This is a genomic window from Rhizobium sp. AN5 (assembly GCF_900215255.1).
Taxonomy (GTDB): domain Bacteria; phylum Pseudomonadota; class Alphaproteobacteria; order Rhizobiales; family Rhizobiaceae; genus Agrobacterium; species Agrobacterium tumefaciens.
The window spans coordinates 540124-556715 of record NZ_OCMJ01000003.1 but is presented as its reverse complement, the minus strand read 5'-3'; the positions used below and the strand labels follow the sequence as shown (position 1 = coordinate 556715).

Genomic DNA, 16592 nt, shown 5'->3' with positions numbered 1-16592 from the left:
ATGGGCGGCTTTGTTCGGCAGGCCGCCCATGTTGACGCCGCCCGCATCAGTCCCGGAGTAGCGGCAACAGCTTGTCGCCCTGTCGTTCAATTTCCTGAAGATAGGGCGTGTCGGAAAGCACGAAATGGGTGATGCCAAGCGCGCGGTATTTGCGCAGCGACGCGGCGACGTCTTCCGCCGAACCGACGAGCCATGTCGTTGCGGCACCGCCGCCGCCAAATTTGCCGGGTGCGGTGTAAAGATTGTCGTCCAGTACATCGCTCTGCGTGTGCAGATCCAGCAGGCGGCGCTGGCCGACTGCGACCCCTTGCAGATGATCGTTCCAGCGCACGCCATTGTTCGCAGCCATCTCTGCCACCTTTGCTTCCGCATCGCGCCAAGCCTCAGCCGTGGTTTCGCGCACCAGCGTGGTGATCCGAAGACCGAATTGCAGCGGCGGCAGGTCACGGCCGAGGGTCTCACTGAAATGTCTGAGACGTTCGATCCTTTCGCGCACGCCGGCGAGCGGTTCGCCCCATAAGAGCTGTACATCGGCTTCAGTTGCGGCAACCTGTTCGGCGGCCTCGGACGCGCCGCCGAAATAAAGCTTGGGATGTGGCCGGCCGGCACTCTCACTGATGCGCGGCGAGACGGTGGAGTTCTTGACCCGGAAATGGTCGCCATCGAAAGTGACGTTTTCCTCAGTCCAGAGCCGACGCACCAGCCGCATGAACTCCTTCGTGCGCGCATAACGCTGCGCCTGATCGCCTTCTTCGTCGCCATAGGCCGAAAGCTCGTCCCGGCCGGAAACGACATTGATTCGTACCCGGCCACCAGAAAGCTGGTCGAGCGTGGCGGCGGCCGATGCGAGATTGGCCGGCTTCCAGTAGCCGGGGCGGATGGCGATCAGTGGCTCGAAAGTGGTGGTACGCGCGGTAAGCGACGCCGCAACCGTAAAGGTATCCGGACGCCCCCAGCCGGTGCCGATCAACGCGCCCTTCCAACCATGGTTTTCCAGCGCCCTGGCATGGGTAGTTAAAGTATCGAGGCTGTTGTGGTTTTCGCTGACGGCGTCGCCCCGATGTCCGGGTTTGACGTCATTGGGGATGTACCAGAGAAATTCGCTCGTGCTGCTCACATTGTCCGCCTGAATTTTCGCTTTATGTCGCGGTTGAATGGCCCTGCCGAGGCTCGGCATTTGCCATTTTGGGGTTCGGGAGGTTGTGGTCTCCGATAGTGCGAGAATGACAAACCGGCGGCGGCACGGCCAAGCAGCTGCGTTTCTTTTGGGATGCGGCAGAGGAAAAGCTTTCCGCGTGGTTTGCTCAATTAGAACATATTTTCTATGGAAAATATTTTAGGCGATGATTCCACATGTGCAGTGCCAAGGCCGCTGCCGAGAACGTATTTTTTGCCAGAACGGAATTGTCTGGATCGATTTTTCTCGAGTTCGGAAAAGCTGAGCAAGGCAATAGTCGACTAAAATTGCGAAATTCACCATTCTTGGCACACCCCGCCCGCAAACCACGGAGTAGGCATGTGTACCACCTTGATTGTCCCCGGCCTCAACGGTTCGGATGAGGGGCATTGGCAGCGGCACTGGCTGCTGGAAGATTCGGAGGCGCAGCTGGTCGATCAGCAGAATTGGGAATGCCCGGTTCTTGAAGACTGGCTTGAGCGTCTGGAAGCGGCGCTCGCCGCAACCGAAAGCGCCTATATTGTCGCCCACAGCCTCGGTTGCCTGCTTGTCGCTAATATGGCGACACGACCCGTGGCCAGCAAAATCAGGGGTGCGCTTCTGGTGGCGCCCGCCCATCTCGACAGAGTGGAGGCAATGCATCCATGCATCGTCCGCTTCGGCGCATTTCCTCGGGCGCCGCTCACCTTCCCCAGTCTCGTCGTGGGTAGCATGAACGACCCCTATATGAACCCGGACGAGTTGGCCCGCACCGCCGCTGACTGGGGAAGCGATATCTTCAATCTCGGCTCCGTTGGACACATCAATATCGCCGCCGGTTTCGGCCGGTGGTCCGAGGGCTATGCTCTTTTCGCACGCCTGAAAGCCGCGTCCGAAATCAAGGCCGGCAGATCGAGGAAGCGCGGATCACCCGCTCTGCACGGTGCGCTGCTGCAGGGTGATGCCGGCGCTCTATAGTCTTTTCGTCCCAAGTCCGTGCTTCGAGCGGCCATCGTGTCGGCGCCATTGCGATGACCCCTTTATTGGCGGTTCGAAACGGAATTTTTCCCGCTGCCGCAACCTTAGTCCACGTTTGCCGGCAATCCGCCAATTATAGAATAGTAATTTTATGGAAAATATTGACCAATCTGGGCGCTCGCCGGAGGATAGAGCGAATGACCAAAGGAGGCGCACATGCCGCAGGGACTTCACGCGTTTACTGTCGATCTGTTCGGTCTGGCCAGGCGTAGGCCGCGAGGGGATGATCAGGGCAGTCTCCAGCCGCTGGATCATTCCGGTCGTATCAGGCGGGAAAAGAGCGATCTCGACCTTGAGCGGGAAGAGATTTACGAAATGAATTTCGCGATGCTCGGACTTTATCCGGTCCTCTGACACAGGGAGACGAAAGGTTTGTTTTCGCTTCCCAGAGCCATTTCCCAGCGGAGATAAACTCTCCTTGCGGCGCGGAAATTGGAACAAAATTTCTTAAACGCGGCGGGGAATTGGCTACCCTTTTAGTACCCAGCCGAATTGCCCGATGGGCGGATTGCAAAGGACCTGTCGATGAGCACAGCTGACAAACCACTCGATTTTCTGTGGTTCATACCCACCTCAGGCGACGGCAGCTATCTTGGCTCCGACGATCTGTCACGTCCCGCCGATCCCGGCTATTTCCGGGAAATAGCGCAGGCTGCGGATCGGCTCGGTTATTCCGGGGTGCTTATTCCCACCGGCGTCGCCTGCGAGGAATCCTTCATCCTCGCGGCCAATCTCGCCGCCTATACCGAGAAACTGAAATTCCTCGTCGCCATCCGTCCGGGCGTTGCCTCGCCGGCCTATTATGCGCGGCTGGCCTCCACGCTGGACCGTGTTTCCCATGGCCGGCTGCTTCTCAACATCGTCGTTGGCGGCAGCGCGCAGGAGCTGGCTGGTGATGGCATCTTTCTGCCGCATGACGAGCGCTACGACCACGCTGACGAGTTCTTCCAGGTGTTCAATTCGTTGATCGAAACTGGCAAGGGAGATCTCGACGGCAAATATATCAAGGCACAGGGTGCCAGGCTCGGCCTGCCACCGGTGCAGGAACCGCGTCCGCCGCTTTATTTCGGCGGCTCCTCCGATGCCGGTATCGAGTTCTCGGCCGGTATCACCGACAAATATCTGACCTGGGGTGAGCCGCCGGCACAGGTGGCGGAAAAAATCGCCAAGGTTCGCGCCGCCGCAGCGAAAAAAGGGCGAGAAGTGACATTCGGCATTCGCCTGCATTTCATCGTGCGCGAAACCGATGAGGAGGCCTGGGCCGATGCGGACAAACTGATTTCCAAGCTTTCCGACGAAACCATCGCTTCCGCTCAGGAGGCCTTCTTAAAGGCGTCGGATTCGGTAGGTCAGGCAAGGATGCGGGCGCTGCATAATGGCCGGCGTGACCAGCTTGAAGTCTCTCCGAACTTGTGGGCGGGCATCGGCCTTGTCCGCTCTGGCGCCGGCACCGCGATGGTGGGTTCGCCGAAGACAGTTGCGGCGCGGCTGCGGGAGTATCAGGCGCTGGGCATCGATACCGTCATCGCATCGGGCTATCCGCATCTGGAGGAAGCCTACCGTCTATCCGAATTGCTGTTTCCGGAAATCGGGCTTAATGGACCACGTAATCAGATCCGTTCGTCTTTCGGCACGAAACAGGTTTTCGGCGGCGGCGGCCACGGCGGTAACGTCAAGCTGGTATCCGGCTCGTGATCAATCGCCGGAAGGCAGGTGGCCCTGTCTTCCGGTTAGCCTTTCCGATGGGCGTCATTCGGCGGAGCGTCCACGAGAGAGCGGCATATAAAACATTATTTCCATAGAATATAAGTATTATGGAAAACGATGTCTATTTCACGCCCCGCCGCCGCTGCTAACTATTGAGCAACAAGCTGTTTTCAGGAGCGATCGATGACATTGCAATATGCGGCCAAGGATCAACAATTCATCAATCTCCGCGACCCCGTCTCTGGCAAGGCGCCGGATGCCGATAGCCTTAAGGCGGCGCTCAGGACGCTCGGCGGCGGTGTCAGCGTCATTACGGCGGGCGAGGGTGATGCGCGCACGGGTGCTACGGTAACATCCGCCACCGCCCTGTCGGTCGATCCGCCAAGAATTCTGGTTGCGCTCAACCGCTCCTCGTCAACATGGCCTGTGGTGCAGCGCTTCGGCCATCTGGCGGTGAATATTATCGGCCCGAACCATCAGTTCATCGCCAACCAGTTTGCCGGTATTGGCGGTCTGAAAGGTGTGGACCGTTATCGCGGCGCGGAATGGACCCGTCTGGCGAGCGGCGCGCCCATCCTCGAGGACGCCGTTGCCGCGATCGATTGCACCATCGAGGAGGCGATCGAGCGCCACAGCCACGTCATCATCATCGGCAAGGTGGAGGCGATCCGCATCGGGTCGGGTCACTCGCTGGTCTATCAAAACGGCCGTTATCATTCGCTGGACTGAGTTCTGGCCTTTCCGGCGCTTTCACTGGGTCATTCTTTGAGGGAGTTGAGCATGGGATCTGTCACGCCGCTCGGCGAAAGAATTCGTTTCGTGTCCCCGCGCCTCGGCGCGGATGGGGATGTACTGACCGTTGCCCGGACGATTGCCGAAAAATGCGCGGTGGAAAGTGCCGCGCAAATCCACGCGCGGATTGCCCGTTCCGGCCTTCTCGCCCTTTCCGTTCCAAACGATCTGGGCGGGGCGGACATCACAAACGACGTTCTCTCGCAAGCTCTCTCGATTATTTCCGCGGCGGATGCGGAGGCAGCGCATGCGCTTGCCGAACATTTCACGGCGCTGGAATTCATCAGGAACGCCGGTGGCGAGGAGCAGCGCAAGACACTCTTCGCCCGCCTCGATCTTGGTGAGACCTTTGCGCTTGCCTCATCTGACGCCGGCGTGGATCAGGCGGTTCTGTTGACTGGCGACGACTATGGCTTGCGGCTGCCCGATGACATTGCCCGATCAGTTACCTCAGATGCAGACTGGATCGTTGTCCCGGCAGTCAACGCGGCAGGGCAGGCCGTGCTCGTCGTTCTGCGCAATCGCCCGGATACATCATGGGACGGCCTGCTGCGCGCCGATCAGGTCGCGTTTCTTGCCCAGGGCGCTGGAAATCTGGCAGCCTCTGTTTTCACCCTGCTGAAGGCCGCCGTGGCTCTGGGTGAGAAACAGCGTGAGCTTTCAGCGTTGCTGATTAACAGATTGGCAGAGGAAGGCGATGCGCGCCCCCTTATCGGCGAAATATTTCTCGCAATCGAATTGCTGAAGGCGCAGATTTCCCGCCTCGCGGCCAATATCGATGCGGCGCAGGTGGGGGCGGAAAGCGTGACCTTTCGCTCTGTCCGCAACAATGCCATCACGCTGGAAATTCTAATGGCCCGTCTCGGCCTTATCGATGGCGCAAGTGAATCCGGGCTGATTGCGACCCTGGGCGACGATCTGCGCCGGCAGTAAGCGGCGCTTATTCGCCTGCCGGAATAAATTGCGCGTCTTGTCCGCCTTTTGCCACGAATTGTGCGAGCGTCATATTGTCCAGGATTGTTGCGATGGCGTCCCGCACGTCCGTCATCGAAACCCTGACCTGACAGGTCTCAGGATCGTCGCAGTCGTCGCAGGCTTCAAAAGCGGTGCGGCTGGCACAGCGGATGGGGGCCAAGGGCCCGTCCAGCGTGCGGATGACCTGCCCGATCATGATTTCCGATGGCATTTTCGACAGCGAATAACCGCCATTCGGTCCCTTCTTGGAACGCAGAATGCCGCTGTTGCGCAGTTCCAGAAGAATAGTATCCAGAAATTTTTTCGGAATATTGTTGCGGGTTGCAATCTCGGTCACAAAAGCGGTCTCGCCCTGGGGCAACCGCGCCAGATCGACAAGAGCCTTCAGTCCGTATTTGCCTTTTTTGGTCAACATCGCATGATCCGCAAAGAGGGCCAGCACCTTCTGAGTGCCGGGTTATGGTGTTCTCAACTTACTAAGTAGTTTTTACCGAATTCCCGCGCAAGTCCGTTTCGTCTGGGCTCGATGCACAAAGCGGCTTCGCACCATCATTTTTCGCCTTGTTTCCTCATCGTTTCGGATTGCTTTGCCAAAGACGCCTGCCGAAACCATAGCGGGAAACAATATTTTCTCTGATCGCGTCGCAACGTGGAACGAACGTCCTTTATTACTATATAAAATCAGTAGACAAAGTATGCATCAAAAGACGTGCGAGGTGATGATGTATACTCTCAGTTTGCTGGACAAGAGCCCTGTTCCAACGGGTGAGAACGCGGCAAGCGCGTTCCGCGACACGATCAATCTCGCCAAACGCGCCGAAGAACTGGGCTATCGCCGATTCTGGGTGGCAGAACATCACAATTCGCCGGAGCTTGCCGGTTCCGCGCCGGAAGCGCTGGTTGCATGGATTCTGGCGAAGACCTCGCGCATCCGCGTCGGCTCGGGCGGCGTGATGCTGCAGCATTACAGCCCCTACAAGGTCGCCGAGGTTTTCAACGTGCTGTCGTCGCTTGCCCCCGGCCGGGTCGATCTCGGCGTCGGCAAGACACCGGGCGGGCTGCCGCTTGCGACCTCTGCCCTACAGCAGGCCTATGATCCTGCCCGCAAGCCGGATTTCGAAACGGCTTTTGGTGAACTTACCACGTTTCTCTCCGGTGCCGCGCCGCAGGGGCATGCGCAGGCCGGATTGCAGGCAACACCGGTGCCGCCGGTTGCGGTGGAACGGTTTCTGCTCGGTGCCAGCCCGGAAAGCGCAAGGCTTGCAGCTTCCAGAGGATGGAATTTCGTCTTTGCCGGCCACCTCAATGGTGATCCGGAGGTTCTTCGCAGCAGCCTGTCGGCTTTCCGTGAGGAGAGCGGCGGCAGGGCGCCGATCCTTGCCCTCTCCGTCTTTGCCGCCAGCGATCCCGATCATGCGGCGCGGCAGGTGGAAGGTCAGCGCATCTATCGGGTGTTCCTCAGCGACGGCAAGGCGTTCAACCTTGGCCGCCGTGAACAGGCGGAAGAATTCGCCCGCCAGTCCGGCGATACCGATTATCGCATCGAGGAGCGTAAGCCCAACGTCCTGCATGGCGGGCCGGACGATATTCACAAGGCGCTGCGCGCGCTTTCCGATGAGCACGGTATCGAGGAATTCATCGTGGAACCGCCGCATGTGGGGGCCGATCAAAGGCTCGCCTCGATCGAATTGCTGGCCACACACCGCCTTTCCAAGGCCGCGTGAACTTGTCCTCAGGAGGAAATGACATGACGAAAAAGACAATCCGTTTCGGCATCATGCTCCAGGGCCCCGGCGGGCACATGAACGCCTGGCGGCACCCGAAAAGCCCTGTTGATGCCAGCGTCAACTTCGATTTCTTCAGGAAGAACGCGCTGAAGGCAGAAGCCGCCGGCATCGCCTTCGCCTTCGTGGCCGACGGGCTTTACATCAACGACAAGTCCATTCCGCACTTCCTCAACCGGTTCGAGCCTTTAACCATCCTTTCGGCGCTGGCCTCCGTCACCTCGAAGATCGGTCTTGCCGGCACGGTTTCGACCTCCTACAGCGACCCCTTCACCATCGCGCGCCAGTTCGCCTCGCTCGATCTTCTGAGCGGCGGCAGGGCCGGCTGGAATGCAGTGACGACGCCACTCGAAGGTACGGCGAAGAACTACAGCCGCAACCATCCCGAACATGCGCTGCGTTACGAGATCGCCGATGAATATCTGGAGGTGATCAAGGGCCTGTGGGACAGCTGGGACGACGATGCCTTCGTGCGTAACCGCGAGACGGGACAGTTCTTCGACAGGCAAAAACTCCACACGCTCGGCCACAAGGGTCGCTTCTTCCAGGTGGAAGGCCCGCTGAACATCCAGCGTTCGCCGCAGGGGCAGCCGGTGATTTTCCAGGCGGGTTCTTCGGATGCCGGTATCGGGCTTGCGGGCAAACATGCCGACGCCGTTTTTACCAATTCCGCATCGCTCGAGGAAAACCAGACATTCCTCAAGCGTGTGAAGCAGAGTGCTGTCGCGCAGGGAAGGTCCGCTGCCGACGTGAAGATTTTCCCCGGCATCGGGCCGATTGTGGGCGAAACGCAGGAGGCGGCGGAAGCGAAATACGACATCATCCGCAACCTCATCACCATCGAGGATGCGCTCGCCTATCTCGGCCGTTTCTTCGATCACCACGACTTCAGTGTCTATCCACTGGACGAGCCTTTCCCCGAACTTGGCGAGATCGGCAAGAACAGCTTCCGTTCGACGACAGACCGCATCAAGCGCCGTGCGAAGGAAAAGAACCAGACGTTGCGCGAAGCGGCGCTGGAGGCCGCGACCCCGCGCGAAGGTTTCATCGGAACCCCGGACAAGGTGGCGGACGAGATCATCCGCTGGGTGGAGCACGATGCGGCCGATGGTTTCATTCTGGGCTTCCCGGTGATTGCCGAAGGGCTGGATGATTTCATCCGCCTCGTCATACCGGTGCTGCAACGGCGCGGATATTTCGAACCGCATCTGGAAGGCACAACGCTGCGTGAGCATCTCGGCCTGCCTTTCAAGGACAGCATCTATTCCCACGCTGAAAGCGGTCCCAACAAGGCGATCGCATAGAAGCGGGGTCGGGCGGCGGCCATTGCCGCCCGGAGAGAATTTCAAGGTGCTGTGCGGGTAAAGCGCAGCGCAGGAGACCAGAACCATGAATATCCGCATTGACGGCGCGCGTCCGCAGGACGACGCCGAACGGGGAATCCTTGCCTTCATCGAGGAAAGCATCGCCATCCGGCACGATCTTCACCGGCATCCGGAGCTTTCGCTTGGGGAAAAGCGCACGGCGGCGCTCGTTGCCCGTTATCTCCTCTCCTTCGGATATGAGGTGACCGAGGGTGTCGGGGGCCATGGCGTCGTCGCCACGTTGAAACGTGGTCATGGTGACAAGCGTCTGGGTATCCGCGCCGATATCGACGCCCTGCCCATCGTCGAGGAAACCGGTCTTGCCTATGCCAGCCAGACGCAGGGCGTCATGCATGCCTGCGGTCATGACGGTCACACGACGATCCTGCTAGCCGCTGCCCGTTATCTAGCTGAAACATCGAGTTTTTCTGGCACACTGACGCTGATTTTCCAACCCGCCGAGGAAATCGGTGCAGGTGCTAGAGCGATGATAAAGGACAGGCTTTTCGAGCGGTTTCCCGTCGATGCCGTGTTCGGCCTGCACAACTGGCCGGGTGTTGAAACCGGACAATTCGGCTTTGTCGAAGGGCCTGCCATGGCCTCCGTCGACAAGGCGAAGGTTCGGATCATCGGCAAGGGCGGGCACGGGGCGGCGCCGCATGAAACGGTTGATCCGGTTCTTGCCTCGGCAAGCTTCGTCACCGCCTTGCAGAGCATCGTCTCGCGCAATGTCGACCCGCGAGACATGGCGGTGCTGACGGTAGGCTCCATCCATGGCGGAACTGCTTCCAACGTCATTCCCGAGAGTGTCGAACTGCAGATTACCGCGCGGGCCTTTTCGCCCGCCGTGCGCGACAGACTGGAGGAGCGGCTTCCCGCCCTTGCCAAAGCACAGGCGGAAAGCTTCGGCGCAAGCGCCGATGTCACCTATTCCCGTGGCTTTCCGCCCGTCATCAATCACATCAGGCAGACGGCTTTTGCCCGCGACGTCGCCAAACGGCATTTTCCAGCCGAACAGGTTGCAGAAGGCTTTCAGCCGCGAACGGCGAGCGAGGATTTCGCCTTCATGCTTCTGGAGCGGCCGGGCTCCTATCTCTTCGTCGGCAATGGCGACAGCGCGCCGCTGCACAGCCCTCACTACGATTTCAACGATGCGATCATTGCGCCTGCGGCACGCTTCTGGGTGCGTCTGGCCGAAGCATACCTCTCCTGATGCAACGAGTTTAGGACAATGAGATGAGCGACAGTTTTCTCTACACATCGGTCAAGGATCCGCTCGCAACCCCGCTTCTGGAGGAGTTGCTGTTCGAATATGACAGCCGCTACGGCACATATTTCAACGCGGAAGGCGCCAAGGCGGAACTTAACAAATATCCGCCGGAGGCTTTCAGCCCGCCGTCGGGCAATTTCCTGCTGCTCTTGCGTGGCGGCAAGGCGATCGCCGGCGGTGCCTTCATGCGCTACGACGAGGAAACCGCCGAGTTCAAGCGGGTCTGGACCCATTCGGCCCACCGCCGGCAGGGGCTTGCCAAAATAGTGCTGCAGGAGCTGGAGCGGCAGGCGATCCGGCAGGGTTACGCCCGTGTCTATCTGACCACGGGCTTCCGCCAGCCGGAAGCGGTCGGCCTTTATCTCACCAATGGTTATCGCGCGTTATTCGATACGTCGGCCGATCCTGAAACGATCAGGTCGCTGCCTTTCGAAAAATGGCTTGCCGATAGCGCCGCCGCCTCCGTTGCGGAAGGCGCTTCGATACCGGCGGCCCGGCCGCACTCTTCCCCGGCCCACCCGTGAAAGGCTTTTTCCGATGACGATAGCCTCTGATTTTCCGCATGTTGCATTGAGCGACCAGAAGGGTGAACCGATCAAGGGTGGGTACTCCCATTTCCGCATCGTGCCGGCCCGCTACCCCTTGCGGACGGTGGGAACGGTCTTCTCCGTACTCATCATTGCGGCCGTTCTGCATTCCGTTTTCGGCAATCCGCGCTGGGGCTGGGATGTCTTTGCGGAATGGTTTTTCGCTGAACCGGTGTTGGTCGGTCTCGGCCGGACGCTGCTGCTGACCGCGCTCGGTGCGGTGCTCGGTTTCGCGCTGGGAACGCTGTTGGCGCTTGCCCGCGTTTCACGCTCGCCACTGCTGGTTGCCGTATCCTGGACCTATATCTGGATTTTTCGATCCATCCCGCTGATCGTGCTTTTGCTGATCCTCAACAATCTCGGTTATCTCTATGAGACCGTAACGATCGGTGTGCCCTATACCGGCATCAACTTCTTCAGCTGGAATACCACGCAGCTGATGACGCCGTTCGCGGCCGCCGTTCTGGGGCTGACGCTCAATCAGGCCGCCTTCGCATCCGAAATCGTCCGTGGCGGCATTCTTTCGGTTGATCAGGGACAGCTTGAGGCTGCCGCAGCACTCGGCCTTCCCCGGCGGCGGCAGGCGTCCCGCATCGTTCTGCCGCAGGCGATGCGCTCCATCCTGCCCACCGCCTTCAACGACATCATCGGCCTCGCCAAGGGGACTTCGCAGGTCTATATCCTTGCCCTGCCGGAGCTGTTCTACACGATCCAGATCATCTATCGCCGCAATCTGGAAGTGATCCCGCTGCTGATGGTCGCGACCGTCTGGTATCTGGTGATCCTGACGGCGCTTTCGATCGTGCAGCACCATATCGAGCGGCATTTTTCACGCGGTGCGCTGCGCAATCCGCCGCCGTCGCTGTTCGCCACGATTTACCGCACCTTCCTTCCACGCAAACCCTTGCCTGAAGCCGTGGAAACGGTGGCCACGACAGCCGCAAGGCCCGAGCGTTCGGTGCCTGCCCGTGCCGTGAGCTTTCAGCTCGGAAATCGTGGCGGGTCGGTCAATATTCATGGCGTTTCGAAATCCTTCGGGTCGCTGAAGGTGCTGGATGATATCAGCCTTTCCATTCCGGCAGGCAGTGTCACCACCATTCTCGGCCAATCCGGCTCCGGCAAGTCCACATTGCTGCGCTCCATCAACCATCTCGAGCGCGTTGATGACGGTTTTATCGCCATAGACGGTGAACTGGTCGGTTATCGTCAAAAGGGCGATACGCTTTATGAGCTGAAGGAACGGGAAATCCTCAAGCGCCGCGCCGAAGTGGGCATGGTGTTTCAGAGCTTCAACCTGTTCCCGCATCTGACCGCGCTTGAAAACATCATCGAAGCACCCATCGCCGTTCGTGGCATATCGAAAGAGCAGGCGCAGGCCGAGGCGCGCGATCTTCTGGCTCGCGTCGGCCTTGCCGAAAAAGCTGGTGCTTATCCTCGTCAGCTTTCCGGCGGTCAGCAGCAACGCGTGGCGATCGCCCGGGCGCTGGCGTTGCGGCCGAAGGTGTTGCTGTTCGATGAGCCGACATCCGCGCTCGATCCTGAACTCGTCAACGAAGTGCTTGATGTCATCAAGGAGCTTTCCCGCTCCGGCGTCACGCTCATCATCGTTACCCATGAAATCGGTTTTGCCCGTGAAGTCTCCGACAGGGTCGTCTTCATGGAACAGGGCCGCATCATCGAAACGGGCACGCCGGAACAGGTGTTCAACAGCCCGGAACATCCCCGCACCGCCGAATTCCTCGCAAAAGTTCTCTAATCAAAACAACAAAGGAAACACTCGCATGGCTTTTTCATCGAAATTATTGTCGTTGCTTGCAGGCGGTCTTTTCACCGCTACCACCGTGCTGATACCAGCTGGGCATGCGCAGGAAATCGACCTGTCGCCGGAGCAGAAGGGGCGGGTGCGCGCCGAGAATGTGGAAGAGGCGATCAAGCTTCTGCCCGCTGGCCACAAGTTCGTCGCGGATGGAAAGCTGACGGTCGCGACTGTGCCGTTCCGGCTGCCGCTGGTCGATTATGCCAGCGATACAAAAACGCCTGTTGGTGTGGAGCCGGATATCGCCCAGCTGGTTGCTGACAGTCTTGGCCTTGAACTTCAGCTAGTTCCGATCGCCTGGGCCGATTGGCCGCTGGGTCTCACCTCCGGCAAATATGATGCCGTCACCTCCAACATCACGGTGACGGAAGCCCGCAAGGAAAAGTTCGACTTCTCCAGCTACCGCAACGATCTGCTCGGCTTTTACGTGGGCAGCAACAGCAAGGTGACGAGCATCAGCAAGCCCGAGGATGTGGCCGGGCTGAAAGTTATTGTCGGAGCTGCCACCAATCAGGAGCAGATCTTGCTGAAATGGATCAAGGACAACAAGGCCAAGGGTCTGGCCGACACCGAGGTGCAATATTACGACGATCAGGCCGTGCTTGATGTCGCCCTGCAATCCGGTCGCGCGGACGCCTATCTCGGCCCCAACGCGACGTCCGCCTTCCAGGCGGCAAGCCAGAAGAAGACCAAGCTCGTTGGTACCTTCTCCGGCGGCTGGCCGGAAGCGGCGGAAATCGCCGTTGCCTCCAAAAAGGATGCCGGAATTGCCGCAGCCATCACGGCGGCGCTGAATGCCCAGATCAAGAACGGCAATTACGGCAAGGTTCTCGCCCGCTGGAACCTCGGTTCGGAAGCCATCACCGAATCTCGCACCAATCCGCCCGGTCTGCCCAAGAGCTAACGGCCGATTTTCTAGAAAAGCGGAGTTGCCAACACGCTGAGTTGAAGGTGGGACATCACTCAGCCGGTAGCGCGGGCTCCTCCCGCCCGCGCTACCTCCGTCCCGCAATCCATTTTATCGGGGAGCCAGAATGGCACTCACCTCTCGTCTTGCCACAGTCACGTTCGGCGTTTTTCTCTCTATCGCCGCTTTCGGATCGGCTTTCGCAACTGATGTCTTCGATCTTTCGGCAGACCAGCCTGGCCGGATCAGGGTAGAAAAAGACCCCGGCGCGATCGCCGCCATCCCGAAAGATTTCAAATTCATCACCCCGGGCAAACTCACGGTCGCGGTTGCACCTGGTGGACCGCCGCTCGCGACCTATGCGACGGACGCCAAGACCGTGGTGGGGGCCGATCCGGACTATGCGCTTGCCGTGGCGGACAGCCTCGGCCTTGAGCTTGAGCTGGTGGCTGTGGCCTGGGCGGATTGGCCGCTGGGGCTTGCCTCCGGCAAATATGATGCTGTCATCTCCAATGTCGGCGTCACTGAGCAGCGCAAGGAGAAGTTCGACTTTTCAACCTATCGTCAGGGCCTGCACGGATTTTTCGTCAAATCCGATAGCGGCATCACCGCCATCAATGAGCCGAAGGATGCGGCGGGCCTGAAGATCATCGTCGGTGCTGGCACCAATCAGGAGCGTATTCTGCTGAAATGGAATGACGAGAATGTCGCCGCCGGATTAAAGCCGCTTGAGCTGCAATATTATGACGACGAGGCCACCCGGCTTGTCGCGCTTTCTGCCGGGCGGGCGGATGTGATCGTCCAGCCGCATGCGCAGCTGGTCTTCATCGCCGCGCGTGACAAGACGATCAAGCGTGTCGGAACACTCTCCGCCGGCTGGCCGGAACGTTCGGATGTCGCCATCACCACCCGCAAGGGTTCGGGACTGGCCGATGCGCTGACGCTCGCCACCAACGATCTGATCAAGAGCGGTGCTTACGCGAAGATACTGGAACGCTGGCAGCTTTCGGAAGAGGCCTTGCCGGAATCGCGAACCAACCCACCCGGCCTGCCGAAAAGCTGACCGGTCGAATAAATGCGGTGGACGGCAGCACCCGCAGGTCATGCCTGCGGGTGCTGTTTTATTCGTCTGTTAGCCTGCGCAGAACAATCAGAAATCCGCGACCTTGCCCCATGACGAGTCAAGGAAACGGCTGGGATGATACGGGGCGGGGTCAACGATCGGGGTTGAACCCGTCACGATATCGGCGATCAGGTGGCCAGCACCGGGTCCGATGCCGAAACCGTGGCCGCTGAAACCGGCGGCGAGGATGAAACCGGGCAATTCGCTGGTCTCGCCGATGGCGGGCACACCATCCGGCGTGCTGTCGATGAAGCCGGCCCAGGCAGCGGATATCTGGGTTTTGCGGAGTGCAGGCAGAAGTTCCAGCGCTCTTTTGTGGGTCTCACGGATGGCGGCGGCATTCGGTTTCGGATCGAGAATGCGAACCCGCTCCATCGGCGTCTGCGCATCGAGCCGCCAGTGTTTCAGCGTTTCGTGCCCACCGCGAACTCCTTCCAATCCACCCGGTCGCAGGCTGCGCCAGCGCTTGAGAAACATCGGAACGAATTCGCGTGCAAACCGCATTTGCTGCGCGGTCGGGTCGATGCGACCGAGGCCGCTGATGGCGAGCGTGTAACCGCCGTTGTTCCGGCGTGTTACAGAAACGGCTTTTGTATGCAGTGCATCTGGCAGTCCTTCCGCACCTGCTGTGACGGACAGGATTGAGGAGCGGACAGCGGCCTGCGGAAAACGAATTCCGAGCTGGCGGCAGAAGGACGAGGCCCAGGCTCCGCCGGACATGATGGCGGTTTTGGTGCGGATCGTGCCTTTTTCGGTAACGACGGCGCTAACGCGACCACCTTCCGTCTCCAGACCGCGCGCGGCGCAATTCTGGTGCACCGTTCCGCCCAGTTTCATGAGGGCGCGCGCGACGGCCGGCGCCGCCATCGAGGGATCGGCGGTGCCGTCCGTTGGCGAAAAGACGCCACCCTTCCAGCGTTTTCCCGTTGCGCGTCCGCGGTTGCTCGCCTCATCCGCGCTCAACATATGCGTCGTCACGCCTGCGGTGATGGCAAAGTCGCGCCAGCGCGCCCAGCCGGCAATTTCAGCTTCGTTGTCGCTCAGGTAGAACAATCCGCAGCGGCGGAAACCGGTGTCTTCGCCGCTTTCTGCGGCAAACCGTTCCCAGAGCGCCAGGCTCTGCGTTGAAATCGGTAATTCGCGGGCGTCGCGGTTCTGCTGCCGGCACCAACCCCAGTTGCGGCTGGATTGCTCCGCGCCAACAAGACCTTTTTCGACAAGAGCCACTTTCAGGCCACGCCGGGCGAGGTAATAGGCTGCGAACACGCCGACGATGCCGCCGCCGATAATGACGGCGTCCGCGGATTTCGGCAGTTCCGGTGATGTCGTGATCTGTTGCAGCGGCGCAGGCATGGTGGGGCTCCTTGTATTCGTCTTAATTTACCTTGGTCGCCGGGTAAACGCTGCCAGACTGCGCCGATTGCCGGAATCTCCTGCTGTTCGTAGCCATGTCTGCAACTCTTTATGCTGGATGAAAAAAACATCCCCGCGTCGACAGGGCTCGCTCATGTGATAAGATTTCCATGGCCGCGTCAGAATTTTATGCCGCGTGCACGAAAAAATATAAAAGGGGTTCCGCACGTGATGAAACTTGACCGGATCGACATCAAGATCCTTTACGAACTCCAGAAAAATGGTCGCATCACCAATGTCGAGCTGGCGGAGCTTGTCAATCTCTCGCCAAGTCCCTGCCTGATGCGCGTCAAGAAGCTTCAGGCCGAGGGCTATATCGAAGGTTATTCGGCACAGATCAACATCAACAAGCTCGGCCAGACGCTGACGGTATTCACCGAGATCACGCTCAAGAACCACCGCCAGATCGACTTCGCCCGTTTTCTCGGCGTTATCGAAAAGATCGATCAGGTGGTGGAATGCCACCTCGTTTCAGGCGGTTACGATTACCTCCTGAAATTCGTCACCTCCGGCATCGTCGAATATCAGTCGATCATGGAGCGGCTGACGGACATGGACGTCGGTATCGACAAATATTTCAGCTTCGTTGTGCTGAAATCGCCGATCATCAAATCGCATATGCCGCTGACCAGCCTGTTTCCGCTTTGAGGTGGAAGACGT

16 protein-coding genes are annotated in these 16592 nt (G+C 59.5%); 13 read left to right on the top strand and 3 right to left on the bottom strand.

Going from position 1 to position 16592, the window contains the following annotated elements; translation table 11 throughout:
* Nucleotides 1-46: 46 nt before the first annotated feature.
* A complete protein-coding gene (locus CRP02_RS05935) occupies nucleotides 47-1117 on the bottom strand; it encodes an LLM class flavin-dependent oxidoreductase (RefSeq protein ID WP_097171261.1) in 1071 nt (356 codons plus the stop codon).
* Between the two features lie 399 nt (nucleotides 1118-1516).
* Here CRP02_RS05935 and CRP02_RS05930 point away from each other — a divergent pair, with 399 nt between their 5' ends.
* From CRP02_RS05930 to CRP02_RS05910, 5 genes are all read left to right on the top strand, one after another.
* Nucleotides 1517-2134 (top strand): alpha/beta hydrolase, encoded by a 618-nt coding sequence (locus CRP02_RS05930; protein ID WP_097170540.1) that lies wholly within the window; start codon nucleotides 1517-1519, stop codon nucleotides 2132-2134.
* A 216-nt stretch (nucleotides 2135-2350) separates the two neighbouring features.
* Nucleotides 2351-2548 (top strand): hypothetical protein, encoded by a 198-nt coding sequence (locus CRP02_RS05925; protein ID WP_097100059.1) that lies wholly within the window; start codon nucleotides 2351-2353, stop codon nucleotides 2546-2548.
* Between the two features lie 171 nt (nucleotides 2549-2719).
* Entirely contained in the window at nucleotides 2720-3889 is a 1170-nt protein-coding gene (ssuD, locus tag CRP02_RS05920; RefSeq protein ID WP_097170539.1) for an FMNH2-dependent alkanesulfonate monooxygenase, read from the top strand.
* A 195-nt stretch (nucleotides 3890-4084) separates the two neighbouring features.
* Nucleotides 4085-4630, top strand: coding sequence for a flavin reductase family protein (locus CRP02_RS05915; protein WP_097170538.1), 546 nt, complete (start codon nucleotides 4085-4087; stop codon nucleotides 4628-4630).
* A 51-nt stretch (nucleotides 4631-4681) separates the two neighbouring features.
* On the top strand, nucleotides 4682-5626 hold the full coding sequence (locus tag CRP02_RS05910; RefSeq protein ID WP_097170537.1) for an acyl-CoA dehydrogenase family protein: 945 nt from the start codon (nucleotides 4682-4684) through the stop codon (nucleotides 5624-5626).
* A gap of 7 nt (nucleotides 5627-5633) precedes the next feature.
* Here CRP02_RS05910 and CRP02_RS05905 read toward each other — a convergent pair whose 3' ends face one another.
* Nucleotides 5634-6083 (bottom strand): RrF2 family transcriptional regulator, encoded by a 450-nt coding sequence (locus CRP02_RS05905; protein ID WP_003511094.1) that lies wholly within the window; start codon nucleotides 6081-6083, stop codon nucleotides 5634-5636.
* A 304-nt stretch (nucleotides 6084-6387) separates the two neighbouring features.
* Here CRP02_RS05905 and CRP02_RS05900 point away from each other — a divergent pair, with 304 nt between their 5' ends.
* From CRP02_RS05900 to CRP02_RS05870, 7 genes are all read left to right on the top strand, one after another.
* On the top strand, nucleotides 6388-7392 hold the full coding sequence (locus CRP02_RS05900; protein WP_179783951.1) for an LLM class flavin-dependent oxidoreductase: 1005 nt from the start codon (nucleotides 6388-6390) through the stop codon (nucleotides 7390-7392).
* Between the two features lie 23 nt (nucleotides 7393-7415).
* Entirely contained in the window at nucleotides 7416-8756 is a 1341-nt protein-coding gene (locus CRP02_RS05895; RefSeq protein ID WP_097170535.1) for an LLM class flavin-dependent oxidoreductase, read from the top strand.
* Nucleotides 8757-8841: 85 nt separating this feature from the next.
* Nucleotides 8842-10029 carry a M20 aminoacylase family protein gene (locus CRP02_RS05890; RefSeq protein WP_013761660.1) on the top strand — a complete coding sequence of 396 codons (1188 nt, stop codon included), beginning with the start codon at nucleotides 8842-8844 and terminating at the stop codon, nucleotides 10027-10029.
* 23 nt (nucleotides 10030-10052) lie between these two features.
* Nucleotides 10053-10610: a GNAT family N-acetyltransferase gene (locus tag CRP02_RS05885; protein ID WP_097170534.1), complete on the top strand. Its 558-nt coding sequence runs from the start codon at nucleotides 10053-10055 to the stop codon at nucleotides 10608-10610.
* Between the two features lie 13 nt (nucleotides 10611-10623).
* The gene (locus CRP02_RS05880) at nucleotides 10624-12429 is read left to right on the top strand and encodes an amino acid ABC transporter permease/ATP-binding protein (protein WP_097100065.1); all 1806 of its coding nucleotides are present in this window, start codon (nucleotides 10624-10626) and stop codon (nucleotides 12427-12429) included.
* A gap of 25 nt (nucleotides 12430-12454) precedes the next feature.
* Nucleotides 12455-13393 carry an ABC transporter substrate-binding protein gene (locus CRP02_RS05875; protein WP_097170533.1) on the top strand — a complete coding sequence of 313 codons (939 nt, stop codon included), beginning with the start codon at nucleotides 12455-12457 and terminating at the stop codon, nucleotides 13391-13393.
* A 130-nt stretch (nucleotides 13394-13523) separates the two neighbouring features.
* Nucleotides 13524-14459, top strand: a complete 936-nt coding sequence (locus CRP02_RS05870) for an ABC transporter substrate-binding protein (RefSeq protein WP_097170532.1) — start codon at nucleotides 13524-13526, stop codon at nucleotides 14457-14459.
* 87 nt (nucleotides 14460-14546) lie between these two features.
* Here the strand turns inward: CRP02_RS05870 and CRP02_RS05865 are convergent, their stop codons facing one another.
* Nucleotides 14547-15872 carry an NAD(P)/FAD-dependent oxidoreductase gene (locus CRP02_RS05865; RefSeq protein WP_097170531.1) on the bottom strand — a complete coding sequence of 442 codons (1326 nt, stop codon included), beginning with the start codon at nucleotides 15870-15872 and terminating at the stop codon, nucleotides 14547-14549.
* Between the two features lie 231 nt (nucleotides 15873-16103).
* Here CRP02_RS05865 and CRP02_RS05860 point away from each other — a divergent pair, with 231 nt between their 5' ends.
* Nucleotides 16104-16580, top strand: a complete 477-nt coding sequence (locus CRP02_RS05860) for an Lrp/AsnC family transcriptional regulator (protein WP_013761655.1) — start codon at nucleotides 16104-16106, stop codon at nucleotides 16578-16580.
* Nucleotides 16581-16592: the final 12 nt, after the last annotated feature.

What these genes read in the sequence shown, in the direction of transcription:
- CRP02_RS05930 (WP_097170540.1), top strand. Translation starts at nt 1,517, where the DNA reads ATGTGTACCACCTTGATTGTCCCCGGCCTCAACGGTTCGGATGAGGGG.
- CRP02_RS05925 (WP_097100059.1), top strand. Translation starts at nt 2,351, where the DNA reads ATGCCGCAGGGACTTCACGCGTTTACTGTCGATCTGTTCGGTCTGGCC.
- ssuD (WP_097170539.1), top strand. Translation starts at nt 2,720, where the DNA reads ATGAGCACAGCTGACAAACCACTCGATTTTCTGTGGTTCATACCCACC.
- CRP02_RS05915 (WP_097170538.1), top strand. Translation starts at nt 4,085, where the DNA reads ATGACATTGCAATATGCGGCCAAGGATCAACAATTCATCAATCTCCGC.
- CRP02_RS05910 (WP_097170537.1), top strand. Translation starts at nt 4,682, where the DNA reads ATGGGATCTGTCACGCCGCTCGGCGAAAGAATTCGTTTCGTGTCCCCG.
- CRP02_RS05905 (WP_003511094.1), bottom strand. Translation starts at nt 6,083, where the DNA reads ATGTTGACCAAAAAAGGCAAATACGGACTGAAGGCTCTTGTCGATCTG.
- CRP02_RS05900 (WP_179783951.1), top strand. Translation starts at nt 6,388, where the DNA reads ATGATGTATACTCTCAGTTTGCTGGACAAGAGCCCTGTTCCAACGGGT.
- CRP02_RS05895 (WP_097170535.1), top strand. Translation starts at nt 7,416, where the DNA reads ATGACGAAAAAGACAATCCGTTTCGGCATCATGCTCCAGGGCCCCGGC.
- CRP02_RS05890 (WP_013761660.1), top strand. Translation starts at nt 8,842, where the DNA reads ATGAATATCCGCATTGACGGCGCGCGTCCGCAGGACGACGCCGAACGG.
- CRP02_RS05885 (WP_097170534.1), top strand. Translation starts at nt 10,053, where the DNA reads ATGAGCGACAGTTTTCTCTACACATCGGTCAAGGATCCGCTCGCAACC.
- CRP02_RS05880 (WP_097100065.1), top strand. Translation starts at nt 10,624, where the DNA reads ATGACGATAGCCTCTGATTTTCCGCATGTTGCATTGAGCGACCAGAAG.
- CRP02_RS05875 (WP_097170533.1), top strand. Translation starts at nt 12,455, where the DNA reads ATGGCTTTTTCATCGAAATTATTGTCGTTGCTTGCAGGCGGTCTTTTC.
- CRP02_RS05870 (WP_097170532.1), top strand. Translation starts at nt 13,524, where the DNA reads ATGGCACTCACCTCTCGTCTTGCCACAGTCACGTTCGGCGTTTTTCTC.
- CRP02_RS05865 (WP_097170531.1), bottom strand. Translation starts at nt 15,872, where the DNA reads ATGCCTGCGCCGCTGCAACAGATCACGACATCACCGGAACTGCCGAAA.
- CRP02_RS05860 (WP_013761655.1), top strand. Translation starts at nt 16,104, where the DNA reads ATGAAACTTGACCGGATCGACATCAAGATCCTTTACGAACTCCAGAAA.